The following is a 20,221-nucleotide window of genomic DNA, read 5'->3' as shown; positions in this document are numbered from 1 at the left end:
AGGAGCTGGGAAGTACCGCGAGGGTCAGCCAACCCGAACCAGCAAGCGGGTCGACTTCTTTCGGAAGGGCAGGGCTTCAGCCCTGCCGTAAAAGCTTCGATGAATAAATCGCGCGGACCACGCCTTTCGCAGGAGTGTAACTTCCTCACCCGCGCGTTCACAACCGCATATGGCTGGCCCTCACGCCGAAGGCGTCGAGAACGGTACGAAGTACCGGGAGGGCCAGCCCACCCGAACCAACAATCCATCCGGCCCAGCAATCCCAACCTCATACAGTCCCCACTCACGATGTCGCAGGACACCACCGGGACGAATGATCAAATCATCCACTCGAGCGGCCACCGCCTCCACATCGGGCGTACGAATAAACACACCAAATGGATTGTGTTCCTCTGGCACGCGCCATGGCCCAGTACCCGCCTGTGTCAGATGTACCTCACATCCCCAGCCCGTCATGATCACGTAATTGGCGTCGCCACCCGTGCGGGCAAAGCCCATTCGCTCCCAGAACGGAATCGCGGCTTTCAGATCATTACTCGGAACAATCGCAAACGCACCAACGCTCGGCATTTCAGACATACGTTTCATTTCCCCAGAAGAATGGAACCGATAAGTTTTCCAGGCACAATCGTGGAATCAATTCTCCGTCGGAGGGGCGGCCGCATCGACGTGAATCGTTCGCACCGGCGCGCGTCCCGCAGCCAGCTTCAGCCCTAACGCATCCACCATCAACTGCGCTCCACGAAGCTTGTCCTTGTTCTCGGGCTCGATGGGTGCCACGCGAAAGTCGTAGACTCCCTCGACTCCGGTCTGATCAATCACCGGACGTTCCAGCGGCCATTCCAATTGCTTCACCAGAAAGCCCATCGTCAGGCTTTGGCCAAATCCCTCGCCCGTAACAACGTCGCCACGCATCACCAACCCACCACGCGGATCGGCAGCCCGCTCCGGGAACTTTGGAGCGTCCAGCTTAAGCGGCCCCTTGCCTCGTTTCAGTATGTAAACGGGCATCTCTACTTTCTCTTCGTGGTACTGCAATCTGAAGCGTTCTTTCAGCATGTTCAGAATCATCGCGCGCTGTTCCGGGGTTGGTGTAGCGGTATGTCCCGGCAGATTGAGTTTTCGGCTTGGAGAATCATCCGGCGGATAGGCCTTCACGTCGTAATACACATTGTTCGCCCAGGCCGGAACGCCGAATACCTCTTGGTCGTCGATATCCAAGGCATACCCGATCAACCTTGAAAGCTTTAAGGTGTCCAGCTCTACGCCACCGCCAGGCGAACTGTAAAAACCGATCTTTCCCGGTTGCCCCTGCGCATGGATATGAATGCTCACCACCTCGAACGCTGGCCCACCAGGAGACTGGGCCGCAGCAACAGAGAACGAAAGTCCAAGCCAGAGGAAGAGTGCGAATTCGCGCATGTCAGTTCACCGGTGCGATGGAGTGTCGGTGTCAGTGAAGACGCGCAGGTACACAACCTGTCACCAGATCAGAACTCTATTGCAAAACTGTCGACCGAACCTAGGGGCAAAACCTGTCAAGCCCCTAAGTCACTCAAGCCAAACATTCGAAAAGGAATAGAGTTGGCATGTTATTTCTTCCAACTCACTAGAATGGAAACAAGGGCAACGAACAGCGGGAAACAATGAGAAACGTCTTCAGTTAAATCATTTAGAAAGACGAATTTGCCTCTAACCCCAATGGGCTGACTATTTTAGCGCCACCAGCGAAGTTAAACCGAATAGAAAGACGATTTTAGAAAAACAAGGGGGAGGGGGTACCCCTGACGTCGGCCCACACACCGAAGGCGTTGAGAACCGCACTAAGTGCCGAAGTGCCTTATCGAGGCGAAGTTTTCGTGCGTGTCCGAATCCTTGGCCGCGCCTCAGTAGGTTCACTCTCCGGCAATTCACCGTGCTCCTGCACAATGTAGCGCCGATAACGCTGCAGCAGCGACGAAGGTCCGCTCGCGGTAAACGTCACCAGATTGCCCTCGTACTTCTTCCGCTCAATGAAGCAGCCAGCTTCCAGCGCCGCCAGGATTCGGCCTTCACGCTGCGGAATCCGGAAGGTCGCCGTAGCAGTCGGATCAGCCGCTTCTGCGCCGCCAATCCGTTCCTCGATAGCCGCAATCAGCGTCTCAATGCCTTCGCCCGAGTGTGCAGAGACGGCAATCGTATCCGGCGCAGGAAACCGCTGCAGGTCAAACCGATCATCCGCGGGCAACAGGTCGATCTTGTTCAGTACCTGGATCGTCGGCGTACGCGATACCTCAAGCTCCGCCAGCACCTTCTCCACCTGCATCTTCTGCTCATCTAGATTGGGCGAAGCAGCATCGCGAACATGCAGCAGCAACTCGGCGCGTTCCACCTCTTCCAGCGTGGCGCGGAAGCTGGTCACCAGAGCATGTGGCAGATTGCGTATAAATCCCACGGTATCGCTCAGCAGTACCTTCCGCCGAGAAGGCAGGTTCAACTGCCGCAGCTTCGGGTCCAGAGTGGCAAACATCCGCGACGACTCCAGAACGCCCGCTTCGGTCAGCCGGTTGAACAGCGTGCTCTTACCCGCGTTGGTGTAACCGACCAGCGCGACCGTAGGAACAGGAACAGCCTCACGCCGCTGCCGTTGCTGCCGCCGATTGCGGCGGACGTTCTCCAACTGTTCCTTCAGCCGATCCACACGCGCACGAATGCGCCGACGGTCCGTCTCCAGCTTGGTTTCACCCGGTCCACGAGTGCCAATACCGCCGCCAAGTTGGCTCATCGCCTTGCCTCGTCCCGCCAGTCGCGGCAACTGGTACTCCAACTGCGCCAGCTCCACCTGCAGATGCCCCTCGCGGGTGCGTGCATGACGGGCGAAGATGTCCAGGATGAGCTGCGTCCGGTCGATCACGCGGCAGGGAAGCGCGCGATCCAGGTTGCGGAGCTGCGATGGTGTCAGGTCATGGTCGAACAGCACCAGGTTGGCGCCAGAGCTGGCCACAACGGCCTCCAGCTCCTCCACCTTACCCGGCCCAATCAGTGTGGCGGGATCGGGCTTGCCGCGTCGCTGGATCACGGTGGCGGCAATCTCCGCCCCAGCCGAAGCCGCCAGCTCCTGGAACTCCGCCAGTGCGGCGTCGAAGTCCATCTCCGCAACCGACTCCAGAGGAGAGTCCTCTTCGCCGTCGTGGAGGCTTGCGGCCTGCCGAGCCAGCATAGCGGTGCTACTCAGCTTCCGCCGGTCGCCGGTAATCTCCACGGCCACCAACACGGCACGCTCCCGAGGAGTCTCCGTCAGGTGACCATCCTCTGGACGCACCTGAGCCGCAGCAGCCTCTTCCAGCCGCGTGCGACCTCGGGTGTTGGTCCTCTTGGTAGGTGTTTCGGTCAGTCCGTGCCGCCCTGGCTCCTTAGGAGCCTACCGTTCCGCCCACTGCGGATGCGCCTTCCGTGCCATGCTCCCTTGACACGGGAGCATGCGTTCCATGGGGACGATCCGTGTGGACCCCACCACCCCGTGTCGACACCACAGTGGAAATCGCATGCTTAAAAATCAATTGTTCCTGCGCGTTGTTTTCGAGCAGAACCGAGTACTTGTCGAAAGAGCGAATCTTGCCCGTCAGCTTGACGCCGCTAACCAGATAAATGGTCACTGCGCTCTTGTCTTTACGAACCGTGTTCAGGAAGGTGTCCTGAATATTCTGTGCCGGCTTGGAATCCATGCTTTGCCGATCTCCTTTTGCGCTTCCGAGCAGCGCTGTTATGAAACTGCCTCAAACAAAACCCGCCAACGCAAGTTCAGCGCTTTCGGGTGAGTACGAGGGGCCTTAGCCCCTAAGACAAAGAACAATACGGGGACACCCACTGCCGTGGCAAGCGAAAAGCGCACGGAAAACCCCCAACCGTTTTGACGGTCATTTTAGACCGCGAAGCGTCCTGGCGATTCCGCCGAGCAACTCCCTCGCATTAGGACGCACGAACAAGCGGAATTGTTCCTAAGCCTGTTCGATTTTCGCCACGAAAACATGATGCCACTGATTCGCCTAACATGGAACTGATGTCGCAGCCTACTTCACCTCCCGTTCCGATTCTTGACCTTAGTCGTCAATATGCCGCTGTGGGTGCCGAAATTGGTGCAGCTATCGCGGACGTTTGCTCCGCTGGCCGCTTCGTCCTCGGAAAAGAAGTCATTGAGTTAGAACGTCAGATATCCGACATGACAACAGCGACTGAAGGTGTGGGATGCGCGAGCGGTACCGATGCGCTCTGGCTCGCCATGGCGGCGCTGGGGATCGGACGAGGGGATGCTGTGGTGACTACCCCGTTCTCGTTCTTCGCAACGGTCAGCAGCATTCTGCGGGTGGAAGCGCGACCCATTCTGGCAGATATTGATCCGGTGACCTTTAACCTGAGTTCGGTGGCTGTGGCAGACGCGATTGCACAGCACGAAGACGTGCGCGCCGTTATGCCGGTCCACCTCTATGGTCAATGCGCCGACTGGGAAAGCTTCGACCGCATGGCAGCCGAGAATGATCTGCTGCTGATCGAAGATGCGGCGCAGGCCTTTGGCGCGGATTGGAACGGCACGCCTGCGGGTGCGCTTGGGCATGCCGCTGCTTTTTCTTTTTATCCCACAAAGAACCTCAGCGCGTGGGGCGATGCTGGACTGACTACGTTTCGCTCGTCAACGATTGCAGAACGCGCGAGGGCGTTGCGCGCACACGGAATGCGTCGTCGCTATTACCACGATGAGGTGGGTTGGAACTCTCGTCTGGATACGGTTCAGGCGGCGGTACTTCTGGTGAAGATGAAGTATATCGCCCAATGGAATGAGGATCGTAGGCAGGTTGCGGCGCGCTATCACAATCTGTTCCATGCAACGAGCTTGTTAGGGGCGGTGGAAGATGGCGGCATTGTGTTGCCTATAGCCGATGCTCGAGGCACACATGTGTGGCATCAGTATGTGATTCGTACGCCGCGTCGTGATGAACTGCGCACGTATCTTTCAGGGCAGGGGATTGGTAGTGAAGTCTATTATCCCGTCCCATTGCACATGCAGGATGCGTTGAAGCACCTGGGATATCGCGAGGGCCAGTTCCCGGAGAGCGAGAAGGCGGCACGCGAAGTGCTTGCGTTGCCTATGTATCCCGAGCTTCGTGTCGATGAGCAGGAGCGTGTTGTCGCGGCAATGCAGAGCTTCTTTGCCGAGTAGGTGACGAATGTTGAACACAGTTGCAATCAGAGACGTTAGGTTTTCCAACGCACTGCCGCTCGCGTTGATCGCCGGGCCATGCCAGATGGAAAGCCGCGCCCATGCGTTGGAAGTGGCTTTTGCGCTGAAAGAGATGGCGACGCGGCTGGGTATTGGACTGGTGTACAAGTCCAGTTTTGATAAGGCGAACCGTACGAGCGCGAATGCTGCGCGTGGCATAGGGCTGGAAGCATCGCTGCCGATCTTTGCGGAGATTCGCGAAAGTCTTGGATTGCCGACACTGACAGATGTTCACGAATCATGGCAGTGCGCGGAAGTGGCACAGGCTGTGGATGTGTTGCAGATCCCCGCGTTTCTTTGCAGACAGACAGATTTGTTGTTGGCCGCTGCCGCCACCGGAAGAACAGTCAATGTAAAGAAGGGGCAGTTTCTCTCGCCGCAGGAGATGGTGCACGTTGTGAAGAAACTGGGCGATGCAAAGGGTGGTGTTCTTGTTACAGAGCGCGGCACTACCTTTGGTTACAACACGCTGGTGACAGATATGCGTTCGTTGCCTGTGCTGGCCCAGACGAATGCCCCCGTCATCTTTGATGCGACGCATTCTGTGCAGCAGCCAGGCGGATTGAATGGAGCAAGCGGTGGTCAACGTGAGTTTGTTCCTGTGCTGGCGCGCGCTGCTGTGGCGGTTGGGGTCGCCGGTGTGTTCGTTGAGACGCATCCTGATCCTGACCATGCGCCCAGTGATGGTCCGAACATGATCGCGCTGAAGAATCTGCCGCAGTTGGTTGAGGACCTGATGGCGTTTGATCAGCTTGCAAAGCAGCGTGCGCTTCGAGGATGAAGACTTCTCGGCAAATTGCGATAGAGACGATTGCCTGCGAACTTCGCGGTCTTGAGTCATTGCGCGAAGCGTTTGCAGGTCCGTTGGGTGATGCATTTGCGCGTGCGGTGGATGTGATTTCCGACGCGCCGGGACGCGTGATTGTTACCGGCGTGGGCAAAAGCGGCCACATCGCGCGGAAGATTGCAGCCACGCTTGCTTCTACAGGGAAGCCTGCACACTTTGTGCATCCTTCGGACGCGAGTCATGGCGACTTGGGCATGATCCGCGAGAACGATGTTGTGTTCGCGCTATCGTGGTCTGGTGAGTCGTCAGAACTATCCGATATCGTGGCGCATTCGCGGCGATTCAACGTTTCGTTGATCGTCAGTACAGGCAACGCAAACAGCACGCTGGCGAAGGCGGCGGATGTGCTCCTGGCATTGCCGCAGTGCGAAGAAGCATGTTCTGACCTGATGGCTCCGACGACGAGCACCACGATGCAGCTGGCACTGGGTGACGCGCTAGTGACAGCATTAGTGAACAAAACGAACTTTTCCGGTGAAGACTTTCACGCATTGCATCCTGGTGGGCGGTTGGGGGCTCGTCTGCTGCGTGTTCGCGCGTTGATGCATACAGGACACGAAATCCCACTCTTGCATGAAAACGCCACGTTGTCCGACGCGATCGTCCGCATGACAAGTGGGCGTTTTGGTATTACGGGGGTGGTGGATGCCGAAGAGAAGCTTGTTGGTTCGATCACGGACGGTGATCTGCGGCGCGCTTTCTCGCAAGGGTTCCATGATCGTCCTGCAAAGGGCGTGATGGGCAGAGCGCCACGCATTACCGTGCCGGATGAGTTCGCACATCGCGCGTTGGCTCGCATGAACGCGGATTCGATTACCAGCCTGTTTGTGGTGGAGGATTCCCGTGTGATTGGCATTCTTCACATCCACGATCTGCTGCGCGCAGGACTCGTTTAGCGGTAGCGTTCCACTTCAGCCAACAAAGCGATCTTGCGCGCAGGTGGAAGGAAGCTCGCTTCTACGGAGTTTGCTGCCAGCTCGCGCATCTGTTCGTTGGTGAATTCAAATTCACGCTGCACGGTTTTGTACTCGTCGAGCAGATTCGCTCCGAACATGGGGGGATCGTCGGAATTGAGCGTGATCATCAGACCGCGCTCAAAGTAGTGGCGGACGGGATGTGTCTCGATGGACTTGCAACAACCTGTGCGCAGATTGCTGGTGACGTTGAGCTCGAGGGGAATTTGTTTCTCTGCAAGCACGTCGAGCAATTCAGGATCATCGACCGCTGACAACGCGTGACCAATGCGCTCTGCGCCGATGTTGATCGCGCTCCAGATGCTTGATGCCGGAACACTCTCACCCGCATGCACGGTCAAGTGCAAACCGGCTGCTTTTGCTTCTGCGTAGAGATCTTTGAACTCAGCGGCAGGACCGCGCGCTTCGTCGCCACCAATACCAATGCCAACGATGCTGGGATATTGCTGTTTCAACTCTGCCGCTTTTGCAAACACCACCGCAGCTTCTTCTACGCCGAAGTGACGGACGGCGTCGAAGATCCAGAAAATGGTGGTGCCGAAATCCTGTTCGGCAAGTTTGCGCCCGCGTTCCACGGCAGCGATCATGTCTTCCACAGTGATCTGTTGCTTGAACCGCAGAAGGATGCCAACGGAGATATAGACCTCGGCATGCTTCACGCCCTGCTGTGAGAGGCGATGGATCATCTCGTAGGTGATCAGCTCGTAATCGGCAGGTGTCTGAATGCGTTCGCTTACGGCCTTGAAGGCCATCAGAAAGCCGATGAAATCTTCGTAGACGTAGAGCTTTTCTGCTCCCCGAAGGGTTAGGGGCTCGGCATCATTGCGCTGGGATAAACGAACCAGGGTTTCGGGCACGATTGTGCCTTCCAGGTGCAGATGCAGCTCGCACTTGGGCAGGCCGCTTAGCCATTCGCGATCAACTTCAATCTTCGTCACTTAGGACAGTGTATTCCGCAGGCTAAGACTGGGCGAATTCGCTGCGCTTGCGGCTATAGAAGAAGTAGACGAACAGGCCGATGATGAGCCAGACGAAGAAGCGCTCCCATGTACGGATGGGTAGGCCGGTCATCAGCAGAACGCAGAAGAGCACGCTTAGCGTTGGGATTATGGCACCGCCGGGGACTCGGAATCCGCGATAGCGGTCTGGCTGGCGACGCCGCAGGACCACCACTCCAATGCTGACCAAGACGAAGGCGAAGAGCGTGCCGATGTTCGAAAGTTCAGCGAGTGTACCTACGTCGAACAGGCCCGCAGGAATCGCCACAAGGATGCCTGCAACCCATGTTGCAAAGGCGGGTGTGCGGTAACGCGGATGCACCTTGGAGAAGATGTCCGGCAGCAGGCGGTCGCGGCTCATGGCGAACCATACGCGTGCTTGACCTAGCTGGAAGACCAGGATGGACGAGATCATGCCCACCAGCGCGCCTAGAAGCACGATCAGTCGTACGATGTGCAGCTTGGTGGAGTGCGTGTCGGTACTGAGGCGCTTCAACGCATTCACGACTGGTGCCGCATCGCCCGCAACAGAGGACCACGGCACCATGCCGGTGAGAACGAGCGCTACGCCGATGTAGAGAATGGTGCAGACGATGAGCGTAGCGATGATGCCAATGGGCACGTCGCGCTGTGGCTGCCGGCATTCCTCACTCGCAGTCGAGACGGAATCAAAACCGATGTAGGTGAAGAAGATGATTGATCCACCGGCAAGCACACCGGGCCAGCCGTTGGGTGAGAACGGGTGGTAGTTGCCGGGATGGATGAAGCTGATGCCCGCGAAGATGAAGATCAGAATTGCAGCAATCTTCACCAGCACCATGATGTTGTTCGTCTTGGCTGATTCGCGAATACCGCGGACCAGGATCATTGTGAGGATGATGACAATGAGGAAGGCCGGGATGTTGAAGCCAAAATGCCAGCCGGACTTGTAGATGTCGTGCCCTTGCAGATCCTGCAGGCCAAGCGGAAGGTATGCGGGCGAGAGCCACTTCGGATGGAAATGGAAACCCAGCCAATCCAGCAGATCAACTACGTGTGCGGCGAAGCCCACACTGACGCTCATGTTGGAGAAGGCGTATTCCAGGATGAGGTCCCAGCCGATGATCCAGGCGATCAATTCGCCCAGCGTGGCATAGGTATAGGTGTAGGCCGATCCGGCGATAGGAATCATGCTCGAAAGTTCGGCATAACAAAGACCGGTAAAGGCGCAGACGATGGCCACCAGGATCATAGAGATGGCCAGCGCCGGGCCAGCGCCTGGGCGTCCGGCAACTGCCCCGTGGTGTAGCAGGAAGTCAATGACCGGAGAGTCCCAGAAAGTGGCCGTTGTTGCAGGGTTGCCCGCGATGGCCGTGCCGATGACGGTGAAGATGCCGCTGCCAATAACGGCGCCGATACCCAGCGCAGTCAGCGAGACAGGCCCCAGCGTTTTTTTCAGCGCTGTTTCCGGCCGCTCCGATTCGTCGATGAGCTTATCGATGGACTTGGTGGCAAAAATCTGTCGGGGCAGGATGGTGTCTCTCGGCTGAATTTACGGTGGTCGCAGGTGTAGTTTAGCGTGTTGCTGGCGGAGATTCGCAATGGGAATCCGCTGCGGGAGGCAGTGTGCGTTTGGGATTGGCCGTAGGTGTCGCAGTGTTCTTGGGGCTGGGAGGGGCTGCGGCAGCGCAGTCGCCGTTTGGAACGTGGACACGGCCGGTGGATCAGCCGGTCATTCGCCCGGTCAAAGACACCACGTTTGTCGATCCCATTACCAGCCAGACCGTGCATTGGCAGGCGCTGCACACCTTCAATCCAGCGGCAATTGTTCGCAACGGCAAGGTCTATGTCCTTTATCGTGCGGAGGATGACTCAGGTTCCATGACAATTGGCGGCCACGTCTCACGGCTTGGTTTGGCGGTGAGTGACGACGGCATTCACTTCCAGCAGATGCCAGAGCCGGTGCTGTACCCCGCGAAGGATGCGCAGGAGGAGCGGGAGTCTCCGGGTGGTGTAGAAGATCCGCGTATTGTCGAATCACCCGACGGAACGTATGTACTGACCTACACGCAGTGGTCACGTAAGCTCGACCGATATTCGGTTGGTATCGCCACTTCGCGCGATCTGACGCACTGGCAGAAGCAAGGGCCGGCATTTCAAGGCGCGCTTGATGGGCGCTACGACACGTATAAGTACAAGTCGGCTGCGATCCTGGCGGAACGCAAGGGCGACAGGCTGGTGGCCGCAAAGGTGAATGGGAAGTACTGGATGTTCTGGGGCGACCTGGGCATTCGGCTTGCGACGTCAGATGACCTGATTCACTGGACGCCCGTGGAAGCCGTTCCGGGCGAGGTGAAGGTCGTCCTAAAGCCGAGGGCCGGGTTGCCGGACAGCGATTTTCCCGAGGCCGGACCGCCTCCGGTGTTAACGAAGCAGGGCATTGTGATGCTCTACAACGGCAAGAACAAGGATGGCGAAGGCCGCGACCCAAAGTTGAAAGCCGGAACCTATGCCGTGTTGCAAGCGGTGTTGTCAGCAGACAATCCTGAGAAGATCGTGGCCAGAACGGATGCGCCAGTCTTCCAGCCGCAACTGCCATTTGAGCAAAGTGGCCAGTATGCAGCAGGAACGACGTTTTCTGAAGGGCTGGTGCTATTCAAAGGCAAATGGTGGATGTATTACGGCTGTGCCGACTCGTTTGTCGGCGTAGCCACAGCAGCTGTGAATCCATAGAGGTCAATGTTTCGCTGCCAGCGTGGATTGCAGATGCCACGCTTCACCGGTGATGCGAATGCCTTTTCCATCCTCAGTAAATGGTTTGAGGGTGGCTGCAGACGTCAGCGGGAAGACAAGATTCGTCATCGCAATGCTGCCGTTCTGCGCGAACGATTCCACTGAGATGCGATCAAGCACCAACCGCAGATCAAGCGGACGTTCCAGTGAGATGGGTGCTTCTGTCTTCGTCGGGAACGATGAGGTGATCTGCATACCGGAGTGCGTTCGGTCCATCCACATCCGCTGGCGCGAAAGATCGAATCCAAGTTCCGTCCAGTGAGAATCGTCCGAGTAAAGGCGAACGCCAAAGATCTTTGCATCCGTCGGAATGAACTTCAGATTCAATTCCATCGGAGCCTGTCCGAGAAGAGTGCCTTTGTCATCCGCCGAAAGGCTTATTGAAATAGCTTTGCCGGTTCTCAGCGGTGAAACAACGGGTTCTTCTGCAAGGGCGATGCCGGCTTTATCGCGCAGCAACGTCAATGTGCGCGGTACCGTCATTTGTCCTCGCCATGGGAAGGAGGGCTGCCTATCGGCGTATTGCCAGTTGTCCATCCAGCCAATCAACGCAGGTTTATGACCTGCGGGCCGATTGTTGTACGACAACGCGCAGTAGCTGTCTTTGCCGTAGTCGCTCCAGCCATGTGAGCCGGACTCAGTGCTCTGCGTGAACTGCTTCCCATCGAAACTACCCAGGAAATACTGCTCCCCCGAACCGCCTTGCAGGCCGCCTGGATTGATGCCGATCTTTAGTGCCCACAGTGATGTGCCTGAGGCGTCAGAGACCTTCACCAGATTGGGGCACTCCCATTGACCGCCGACTGCGCCGGTGGGGCCAAAGCTGCTTACTTTTGTCCACGTCTTCAGATCAGGCGAGGTATAGAAGTACACCTGGTGCATGTTGGGAAGGGCTACCACCATGGTCCACCGCTTTGACTCTTCGTCCCAGAGGACGCCAGGATCGCGGTAGTCAGACATGTGAAGATCAAGGACGGGGTTGCCGTTGTACGGGGTAAAGGTGCGCCCGCGATCCTGGCTCACGGCAATCTCCTGCACCTCTTGCTGTGTTTTTCCGGAGCCGTAGTTTCCGGTATAGATGGCGACGAGACAGGCTTTGCCGTCTTTGCAGAGGCCGCTGGTGTTGTGTTCGTCTACGACAACGCTGCCGGTAAAGATTGCTTCTTCGCCCCGCGCCGGAATGGCGACGCCAAGCTCCTGCCAATGAAGCAGGTCTGTGCTGACGGCGTGTCCCCAACTCATATGCGCCGGGGTCATACTCTCTGGTGCGTATTGATAAAAGAGGTGGTACTCGCCATCAAAGTAGACCAATCCATTCGGATCATTGGTCCAGTTCTGTTCTGGTGAAAAGTGGACGCGCGGACGCAGATCACTCTCGGACGCAGGTTGCTGCTGGGCAAGACTGTGAAGAGGCATTACGGCGATAAGCAGAGCGAGAGCGCGAAGAGGGCGATACATGGCTGCCTGAAACCTTAGTCCAATGGGGACCAAACGAAAAGCCCCGCATTGCTGCGGGGCTTTTCCGTTATTGATTTCGTAAGAGACTAGCGCTTGGACTGGCCCTTGCTGAGCGACTTGAGCTTCTTCTTGTTGCTGCCGCGGGGTTCGGTACGGGCGGCCTTCGGGGCTGCGTTCTTGCGGGCGGTGCGCTTTGCGGTTTTGCGCTCTTCGTGGGACAGTGCCTTGGTGTTTGCCATTGCTTTTGACTTCTTCCTGACTATTTAAAAATTTCGCCGGCGATGCGCCTGCGTGGGCGCTTTCGTTTCCAAGCCCATTTCAGAGCTTTTCAAGCTGGGCGAACTTCTCAACCAGCTTCTTCACGCCGTGCTGTCGAAATTCTACCGTAATCTTGGCGTCGGAGCCCGAACCTTCTCGCGATACCACCCTGCCTTCACCATATTTAGGGTGTCGGACGCCCGCCCCGCGGCTCAATTCGGTAGATCCAGTGGCTTCCGGGATGTCCATCTTCGGCCGTTTGTGGCCACTGAACTGGGTCGATCCGCCGAAGAAACTGGCAATGTTATCGATGCTGTTCGGGTTTGCGGGCTTCTTATGCGCGCCAAACTGAAGGCCGTAGTTACTTTTTGGCTTCTGAGGTGGCGTGGCACCGCTCTGATCTTCGTCTTCGTAGCTGTAGTGGCGTTCGCCAAACTCATCGTCGCCGCGCTTCTTGCCCCAGCGATTACCGCCGCCATAGCGATTTCCACCGTATTCACTACGGAAGGCGGGCCGATCTTCGGGGGAACCGAGGTCCTCCACCAGGCGTGACGGAATCTCTTCCAGAAACCGCGAACCAACGCTGGCATCCGGCATGTCTGAGCCGTAGCGGCGACGATACCGTGCACGTGTGAGAACAAGTGTGTCCATGGCACGCGTCATGCCGACGTAGCAGAGGCGACGCTCTTCTTCCAGCCCATTGGGGTCCTGCAGCGTGCGCGAGGAAGGGAATAGCCCCTCTTCCATTCCGCAGAGGAAAACCAGAGGAAACTCCAGGCCCTTGGACGCATGGAGCGTCATCAGCGTGACACGCGCATCCATGTTGATGCTGTCAGCGTCGCTGACGAGGGCAGCGTGGTCCAGAAAGTCAGCCAGCGTTTCGCCGCGCTCCTGCGCATCCTGCGCAGCGTTGGCAAGTTCCTTCAGGTTTTCAATGCGGCTGAAGGATTCCGGTGTTCCTTCGTTCTCAAGCTGCTTGATGTAGCCACTGCGATCGTTCAGAAACTTAATCAACTCTGGCAACGTAGCTGGATCACCGGGCGCACGAAAGCCGTCAATCCGCGTGCTGGTTTCGACGGGCGTCGTTTGAGATTCAACGATAGGTGTGGCCTTTTCGCGGAGTTCTGCGAAGGTGTCCTGCGCGGAGCGCTTCTGCTTCTTTGCGGCTTGCTGCTTGCTCGCTTCGAAGGGATTGAAAGAAACAGTCTGCTGCGGTGCCGCAAAGAGCGATGGCGTCGCAGATCCGTTGCCGTTGAAGCTGAAATCGAAGCTGGTGTTTTCGCTATCAGTGTCCGCAGCTGCGGCTAGCGCGAGTGGTTCTTCCTCCGCATAACCGAAGTCGAAGCTGGCATCTTCGATGTGCGCATTTTCTGGTGCGATGGTGCTGCGCTCTTCGCTTGGACCAAAGTCGAAACCGAAGTTGAAGCTGGTGTCGAATGAGGTGCCTTCATCCGCGTCGCTTTCGGTGGATGCATTCTCCTCTTCGCCTACGAACTCCGTAGTGGCTGCGATCCCTGCATCTGCGGCGAGAGCATCACCAAAGCCCGAGCCCAGCATAGCGCGCGCATCTCTGATCAGTTGCTGGAAACTGTTCAGTGCAGTGAGCGCGCGCGCAGGGAGGAGCTGCTGCTCTTGTGCGCGCTGAATGGCTTCCCATGTGCTCATGCCCGTGGTCAGCGCAATGCGTTCCAGCGTCTCCATCGTAGTTTTGCCGATGCCGCGTGGGGGCGAGTTGACGACGCGATTCAGCGCGATCGAGTCGTTCGGGTTCTGCACCAGTTTCAGATAACTGAGCAGGTCCTTCACTTCTGCACGATCGTAGAAGCTGAAACCACCGACCATGTGGTACTGGATGTTGTAACGGCGCAGCGACTCTTCTACCAATCGCGATTGCGAATTGGTACGGTACAGCACAGCGCACTTGGGTGTATCGCCTGCTTGGGTAGTTTCGCGGATGTATGTGGCGATGCGATCTGCAATGAACAGCGCTTCATTCTCGCCATCGGGCGCTTCGTAATAGCCGATGAGCGAGCCGCCCTCGCGAGTGGTGTAAAGTTCTTTACCCTTGCGCTGCGTGTTGTTGCGGACGACCGCGCCCGCGCCTTCAAGAATGATCTGCGTGGAACGATAGTTCTGTTCCAGACGGATGATCTTCGTATTCTCGAAGTCTTTCTCGAAATCAAGGATGTTTTTGATGTCCGCGCCGCGCCAGCTATAGATGGACTGATCTTCATCACCAACGACGCAGACGTTGCCATGTTTGCCGCTAAGCAGACGCATCAGTTCGTACTGTGGACGGTTCGTGTCTTGATACTCGTCGATGAGCAGATAGCGGTATTTGCGTTGATAACGTTCGCGAACTTCCTGGCTCGTCTTCAGCAAGCGCACGGTCTCCAGGAGGAGATCGTCGAAGTCCATCGCGTTGTTCTTGTTCAACTCATCTTTGTAGATCTTGAAGATGTGTGCGATGCGTTCTTCCAGCGGATTGGTCGATGCCAGGAAGTATTCCTGTGGATCGATCATGTGGTTCTTCGCCCACGAAATGCGACCCAGCGCTACGCGCGGCTTCAACTGCTTGTCATCCACGCCGAGGCGTTTCAATGCCTGCTTGACGATGGCCTGCTGATCGCTCTCGTCATAGATGACGAAGCTTTTGGTCAGGCCCACACCATTCACACGCAACGCTTCAATGTCGCGTCGAAGAATACGCACGCAGAGCGAATGGAAGGTAGAGATGAGCGGCTTGGCAAGTGACGAGTGACCGATTAGCGCTTCGACACGTTCACCCATCTCCTTCGCGGCCTTATTGGTAAAGGTGACGGCGAGGATAGAATCTGCGGGCACACCTTTGTCTTCGACGAGATGTGCGATGCGATGCGTGATGACGCGCGTCTTACCAGAACCAGCACCGGCGAGCAGAAGGACAGGGCCGTCCACCGTCAGCACGCCTTCCTGCTGCTGCGGATTCATTTTTTCCAGGAAGCGCGACACGATACGAGGGAACTCCAGACCTCTTCATTTTATCGTGTCCGCCTGCTGTGGATGGCGTTCCCTATTGGACGATGCCACCGTTGTTCTGTGGAACGATCTTCACGCTGTTTGCGTGGCAGGCACGAAGGCTTTGGCAGGCAATGGCGTGGATGTCTTTGTCAAAGCATGCTTCGATGGCTGTCAGTTGGTTGTTGCCGCAGGAGAGATTGAAGCTGCCTTGTGGGAATGTGGGGTTTGCTTTGTAGAACAGCGTGACGATCTGCGCGGGGGACATCTGCGCCTCATGATCCAAAGACTGAAAGAACTCCGGGATGGTCACTGACGTGTACGCCTGGCGCGCTGTAGCGAAGAACCCTTCCGGCGATAGTGTTGTGCAGGTGCCGTGTTTGTTCCACTCATGCTTCAGCAACGCGATGTTTGGTGTCATGTCCAGATTGCGTTCCAGGTTTCGTGGACCCGGGCGTTGCGCACATGATGAAGGGTACGAGCCGTTGAAGTTTTGCGGCCACAATCCGTGAAGCACAAACGCACGCGGTGCGGAACACTCCAAGTCTTTGCCAGCACTATTGCGTTCGCTCTCATTCAACGTCTTCATGTTGTCGCAAAAGGCAGGTGACCAGGAGAGGTTCAGCACGTAGTAATCGAATTGTCCCGGTGCTGACTTGATCTCTTGTGCTGAGGCGCGTGGTGACATGTGTCCAAGAACGGACGCTGCAATTGCAAAAGCGGACAGTATGTAGAAAGGTCGCATCGGCTTCTCCGTGAATTGAGAGTAAATGCATGCATGTATGACTATTTTGTAAATCTTCAAATCATCAGTGATGATGCGGTGTTTCGCAGTGTTGAAGGTGCTGATGATGAGACATCGAAGCATTGTTGAAACTTTTTTGAAAAAAGTATGGAACGGAAGCAATCGTGCCACGTATCAGTCAGTGCGCGAACGATGTTCAACTTGCAAGGGAACTTCGCCAGCCTTAACGAAACACCAGGAGAAGTCACCATGATCCGTCGTACTGTTTCCGCTATCGTCCTCGCCGCCTGCACCTTCGCACCGATCGCATCCCACGCATTTCCTCTCTTTGGCAAGAGCGACACAGCACAGGCCAAGGTAAAGACGGTGAAGCTGACGCTGAAGAATAAGAGCGCCGCACCGATGGAAGTGTTCATTGAAGACAAGAGTGTGACGCTGGCCGCGAATGGTGGCGAATATGCACTAAATGCCCCCGAAGGAACCAAGGTCTACGGAGCTGACAAGACCGTGAAGGTCACCGTTACGCGTGATCTTGCAGGCACCGTCTGCTCGTTCCGCTAAGACAGATATCAGTTTTAACAAGCTCGGTTCGAGGGCAGCGGCGCCCTTGAATAGCTCTCCCTTAGAAAAGGCCGCGGTCGTGAGCTGGACGTGAGGAAATCCCTGCCTCACGTCCGTTTTTCTTTCACAGGTATTTCTTCCCCGCAAATGGTTAGTTTTCCTAATGAAAATGGAAAATAAATCCACGGTTAAATAACACTTGTCAAGCTTTTGAGTAGTTATTAGCGGCCGTAGAATACGGCTAGAGTCGATATTCGGAAACCACCCCGGAAAAATCGTGAATACCCCATAAAAACTGGCTTTTCCGGGTAACTTTTCTTAGTCGAAGAGCGTATAAATTCATGCGCGACGATGTTTCAATTGCAGTGGGACTTCGCCAGCAACACAAGCAGTACTTGGAGAAGTCAACATGAAGAAGTTGAGCACCGCTCTCGTCCTTGCCGCCTGTATCATCGCACCTTTGGCATCGAACGCCGCCGATAAGAAGTCTGAAGACAACAACGCGAACATTGCACAGGCCAAAGGCCCCATTGTGCATGTCACGCTAAAGAACCGCAGCGATGTTTCCCAGGACCTTATGGTTCAGGGCAAGCCGATGACGCTGGCGGCAAACGGCGAAATGAAAGTCAATGTGCCTGCAGGTACCCAGATTATGGGGACGGATGGAACCGTAAAGCTGACGATCGTGAAGGAATACGATCATGCAACGGCTTCGTTCCGGTAAGAAGAAAGCGAAAGAGCACGGGCCTGCTCCTGAAGGCCCACGGAGTACAGTACACCGCGTTCCCGTGACCAGCCATTAGAGACTGTGTTTGCGGGAGTATGTTAACCAAAGGATGGACGTGGCGCACGCTGCAATCGCGCGCCACGTCCTTTTCTTTTGCACAAAGTGTTCTGCAGAGACGTTTATCCTCGAAAAGATGCGATTGAAAACGTTATGTGTCTTTTGCGCTTCAGCAAGTGGAGTGCGAGTGGAGTATCAGAGGGATGCTGAGGCTTTGGGCATTGAATTGGCGCGCCGCGGTATCGGTCTTGTCTATGGAGGCGCCAGTGTCGGCCTGATGGGAGTCGTTGCGAACGCCACGTTGAAAAATGGGGGCCGCTGCATCGGTGTTATTCCGCACGTCCTAGTCGATAAGGAAGTGTCACACATTGGCCTGACAGAATTGCACGTGGTGGACACGATGCACACGCGTAAAGCTCTCATGGGCGAGAAGTCGGATGCGTTTCTCATCCTGCCCGGCGGTTACGGAACCATGGAAGAGCTGTTTGAAGTGCTGACATGGCAAACGCTACGCCTCCATGCAAAACCCACGATTCTGCTGAACACAGCAGGGTTTTACGACCGCCTATTGCAATTCCTTGATCATTGTGTCGAGGAGGGCGTGCTGAAACCTGCGGCAAGGGCGAATCTGATGGTCGCCGCCACGGTAGAGGATGCACTGGATCAGATTGAGATGGCGCTCGCTTCAGAGTGAATCCCGCAGACGATAAGTGCCATCGAAAGAAACGCATCTTCCAACCGGGAAGACGGGGAGCGTTCCATCGATGCCGACTTTATTTGATCCCATTCGCGTGGGTGACCTTGATCTGCCGAACCGCATTTTTATGGCGCCACTGACGCGTCTGCGTGGCACGGTCAACCATATTCCACGTCCGGAGCTGATGGCGGAGTATTATCGCCAACGCGCTTCGGCGGGATTGATCATCAGCGAAGGAACGCCGGTCGATCCGAAGGGTGTGGGCTATCCACAGGTGCCAGGTATCTGGTCTGCAGAGCAGGTAGAGGCGTGGAAGCCCATTGTGGAAGCGGTCCACCAGGCGGGTGGCCGCATCTTTTCGCAGATATGGCATGTAGGGCGCATCTCGCATTCTTCGTATCTGGATGGGGAGCCGCCAGTTGCTCCCAGCGAGATTGCAGCGGATGGTCATGTGAGCCTGGTGCGCCCCATCACTGGATTTGAGACGCCTCGCGCACTGACCGTTGGTGAAATTCACGGTGTGGTGGAGCAGTTTGGACGGGCCGCGGAAAATGCCAAAGCTGCTGGTTTCGATGGTGTAGAGCTGCATGGAGCGAATGGTTATTTACTGGATCAGTTCCTGCAGAGTGGAAGCAATACACGCCAGGATGAATATGGTGGTTCCATCGAGAATCGCGCACGGCTCATGTTGCAGGCCACGGATGCTGCGATTTCGGTGTTTGGCCCGGGGCGGGTAGGCATGCATCTTGCTCCACGAAGCGACTCCCACGGGATTAGCGATGCCAATGGAACGGAGACGTTTTCCTACGTGGCCACAGAACTCGGGAAGCGGACGATTGCATTCCTGATGGCGCGCGAGCATGAAGCCGCCGATAGCCGTGGGCCGATGTTGAAGAAGTTGTTCGGCGGCGTTTATGTGGTGAATGAAGGATTCACTCTGCAGAGTGCGAATGCGATTCTTGCGCGTGGAGACGCGGATGCGGTCGGATTTGGCAAGGAATTTATCGCGAATCCTGATCTTCCGCGGCGCTTGAAGGAAGGTGCGGCGCTCAATGCTCCCAACCCCGCGTCGTTCTATTCACACGGGCCTGAGGGATACACAGACTATCCTGCGCTTCCGTAGTCGATGACACAGTCTGCATTAAAAGTGGCGCACGCCGCGGGGTGTATCACTGCGTTCCGCGGCGCGGTCGATCGGTGTGGCCTTCTCCGCAGTGCGCTCCATCGAGCGCGCCACGACATCGCGTGAACCGAGTCCGAAGGCCAATGCCAGTGCCAGCACCATTCCTCCGAAAAGGATGCCGAAACCGATCTCAACAATTCGTCCGCCAACATCCATATGATCCAGAACCATTGCGGCTGTGAATATCAATACAAGCCACTTCACGCCGAGGGACAGTGCGCGCGCATAGTTCAAACGCGCATTGACGGCGCTGATGAGCACGGAGCGCGAAAGGTAACGTGCAAGGATGGTGCCCGCGATCAAGATGATCAGTGCGCCGACAGAGTGCGCGAGATAGGGCAGGATGAACGGAGCAAGATCACTTGTTCCAGCGGCATCGTATGCTGATACGCCGATGGCAAAGCCCAGCACCACGCACATCCAGAAGACAACACGGCTGATGAGCAGCGAAGGACTATGCGACGGTGCCCAATCAGACACGCCGGCGGAGTTGCGTTCTCCCACGCGTTCGTCAAAACGAAGACGCGTTAGCATCGCTCGAATAGCCCATGCCAATGCAGCACCGATCAGCGTCAGTAGCACTACTGCCAGCAGCAACGCCAGTACGCCAGGCAGAAAGACAGCCAGCTTGGTGAGCACCCGGCTGAAGGAATCCATGAGAGCATCTTTGACTTGCGAAAACATGATGGAAAT

At 56.5% G+C, this 20,221-nt stretch carries 19 protein-coding genes; 8 read left to right on the top strand and 11 right to left on the bottom strand.

The genetic code is table 11. The features are described 5' to 3' along the window. Positions 1-180 precede the first annotated feature (180 nt). The 4 genes from M504_RS07065 to hfq form a co-directional block, all read right to left on the bottom strand. Positions 181-579 carry a VOC family protein gene (locus M504_RS07065; protein WP_047493891.1) on the bottom strand — a complete coding sequence of 133 codons (399 nt, stop codon included), beginning with the start codon at positions 577-579 and terminating at the stop codon, positions 181-183. Positions 580-636: 57 nt separating this feature from the next. Further along, positions 637-1,422, bottom strand: a complete 786-nt coding sequence (locus M504_RS07060) for a TIGR03435 family protein (protein WP_047489509.1) — start codon at positions 1,420-1,422, stop codon at positions 637-639. A gap of 418 nt (positions 1,423-1,840) precedes the next feature. Beyond that, positions 1,841-3,199, bottom strand: a complete 1,359-nt coding sequence (hflX, locus tag M504_RS07055; protein WP_232296304.1) for a GTPase HflX — start codon at positions 3,197-3,199, stop codon at positions 1,841-1,843. 193 nt (positions 3,200-3,392) lie between these two features. Next, positions 3,393-3,704, bottom strand: a complete 312-nt coding sequence (gene hfq, locus M504_RS07050) for an RNA chaperone Hfq (RefSeq protein ID WP_047489503.1) — start codon at positions 3,702-3,704, stop codon at positions 3,393-3,395. 326 nt (positions 3,705-4,030) lie between these two features. Here hfq and M504_RS07045 point away from each other — a divergent pair, with 326 nt between their 5' ends. From M504_RS07045 to M504_RS07035, 3 genes are read left to right on the top strand one after another with little or no spacing between them, the layout of a single operon-like run. After that, a complete protein-coding gene (locus tag M504_RS07045) occupies positions 4,031-5,194 on the top strand; it encodes a DegT/DnrJ/EryC1/StrS aminotransferase family protein (RefSeq protein WP_047489499.1) in 1,164 nt (387 codons plus the stop codon). A 7-nt stretch (positions 5,195-5,201) separates the two neighbouring features. Then, positions 5,202-6,035: a 3-deoxy-8-phosphooctulonate synthase gene (gene kdsA, locus M504_RS07040; protein ID WP_047489497.1), complete on the top strand. Its 834-nt coding sequence runs from the start codon at positions 5,202-5,204 to the stop codon at positions 6,033-6,035. After that, positions 6,032-6,997, top strand: coding sequence for an SIS domain-containing protein (locus tag M504_RS07035; protein ID WP_047489494.1), 966 nt, complete (start codon positions 6,032-6,034; stop codon positions 6,995-6,997). Before kdsA ends, M504_RS07035 begins: the two co-directional genes overlap by 4 nt. On the opposite strand, the gene add is transcribed toward M504_RS07035, so the two are convergent. Then, on the bottom strand, positions 6,994-8,013 hold the full coding sequence (add, locus tag M504_RS07030; RefSeq protein WP_047489491.1) for an adenosine deaminase: 1,020 nt from the start codon (positions 8,011-8,013) through the stop codon (positions 6,994-6,996). The genes M504_RS07035 and add overlap by 4 nt on opposite strands. A 22-nt stretch (positions 8,014-8,035) precedes the next feature. Further along, on the bottom strand, positions 8,036-9,541 hold the full coding sequence (locus M504_RS07025) for an amino acid permease (RefSeq protein ID WP_232296303.1): 1,506 nt from the start codon (positions 9,539-9,541) through the stop codon (positions 8,036-8,038). A 137-nt stretch (positions 9,542-9,678) separates the two neighbouring features. Between M504_RS07025 and M504_RS07020 the strand changes: the two genes are divergently transcribed. Further along, on the top strand, positions 9,679-10,785 hold the full coding sequence (locus tag M504_RS07020; protein WP_232296194.1) for a glycoside hydrolase family 130 protein: 1,107 nt from the start codon (positions 9,679-9,681) through the stop codon (positions 10,783-10,785). Between the two features lie 3 nt (positions 10,786-10,788). Here M504_RS07020 and M504_RS07015 read toward each other — a convergent pair whose 3' ends face one another. The 4 genes from M504_RS07015 to M504_RS07005 form a co-directional block, all read right to left on the bottom strand. Continuing rightward, positions 10,789-12,303, bottom strand: coding sequence for a glycoside hydrolase family 32 protein (locus M504_RS07015; RefSeq protein ID WP_052200815.1), 1,515 nt, complete (start codon positions 12,301-12,303; stop codon positions 10,789-10,791). An 86-nt stretch (positions 12,304-12,389) separates the two neighbouring features. Continuing rightward, positions 12,390-12,542: a hypothetical protein gene (locus M504_RS22275; protein WP_198137545.1), complete on the bottom strand. Its 153-nt coding sequence runs from the start codon at positions 12,540-12,542 to the stop codon at positions 12,390-12,392. 79 nt (positions 12,543-12,621) lie between these two features. Beyond that, positions 12,622-15,552 (bottom strand): ATP-dependent helicase, encoded by a 2,931-nt coding sequence (locus M504_RS07010; RefSeq protein ID WP_052200490.1) that lies wholly within the window; start codon positions 15,550-15,552, stop codon positions 12,622-12,624. Positions 15,553-15,613: 61 nt separating this feature from the next. After that, positions 15,614-16,303, bottom strand: coding sequence for a ribonuclease T (locus M504_RS07005; RefSeq protein ID WP_047493881.1), 690 nt, complete (start codon positions 16,301-16,303; stop codon positions 15,614-15,616). 249 nt (positions 16,304-16,552) lie between these two features. Here M504_RS07005 and M504_RS07000 point away from each other — a divergent pair, with 249 nt between their 5' ends. From M504_RS07000 to M504_RS06985, 4 genes are all read left to right on the top strand, one after another. Continuing rightward, positions 16,553-16,864 carry a hypothetical protein gene (locus tag M504_RS07000; protein ID WP_156993592.1) on the top strand — a complete coding sequence of 104 codons (312 nt, stop codon included), beginning with the start codon at positions 16,553-16,555 and terminating at the stop codon, positions 16,862-16,864. A 409-nt stretch (positions 16,865-17,273) separates the two neighbouring features. Continuing rightward, on the top strand, positions 17,274-17,588 hold the full coding sequence (locus M504_RS06995; RefSeq protein WP_047489479.1) for a hypothetical protein: 315 nt from the start codon (positions 17,274-17,276) through the stop codon (positions 17,586-17,588). 196 nt (positions 17,589-17,784) lie between these two features. After that, positions 17,785-18,342, top strand: coding sequence for a TIGR00730 family Rossman fold protein (locus M504_RS06990; RefSeq protein ID WP_052200814.1), 558 nt, complete (start codon positions 17,785-17,787; stop codon positions 18,340-18,342). A gap of 70 nt (positions 18,343-18,412) precedes the next feature. Continuing rightward, positions 18,413-19,468 carry an alkene reductase gene (locus tag M504_RS06985; RefSeq protein ID WP_047493875.1) on the top strand — a complete coding sequence of 352 codons (1,056 nt, stop codon included), beginning with the start codon at positions 18,413-18,415 and terminating at the stop codon, positions 19,466-19,468. 18 nt (positions 19,469-19,486) lie between these two features. Here M504_RS06985 and M504_RS06980 read toward each other — a convergent pair whose 3' ends face one another. Further along, positions 19,487-20,212 carry a hypothetical protein gene (locus M504_RS06980; protein ID WP_047489476.1) on the bottom strand — a complete coding sequence of 242 codons (726 nt, stop codon included), beginning with the start codon at positions 20,210-20,212 and terminating at the stop codon, positions 19,487-19,489. Between the last annotated feature and the right edge of the window lie 9 nt (positions 20,213-20,221).

It is taken from the genome of Terriglobus sp. TAA 43 (assembly GCF_000800015.1).
Taxonomy (GTDB): Bacteria; Acidobacteriota; Terriglobia; order Terriglobales; family Acidobacteriaceae; genus Terriglobus.
The sequence above is the reverse complement of the archived record's forward strand: the minus strand, read 5'-3'. Positions and strand labels throughout refer to the sequence as shown.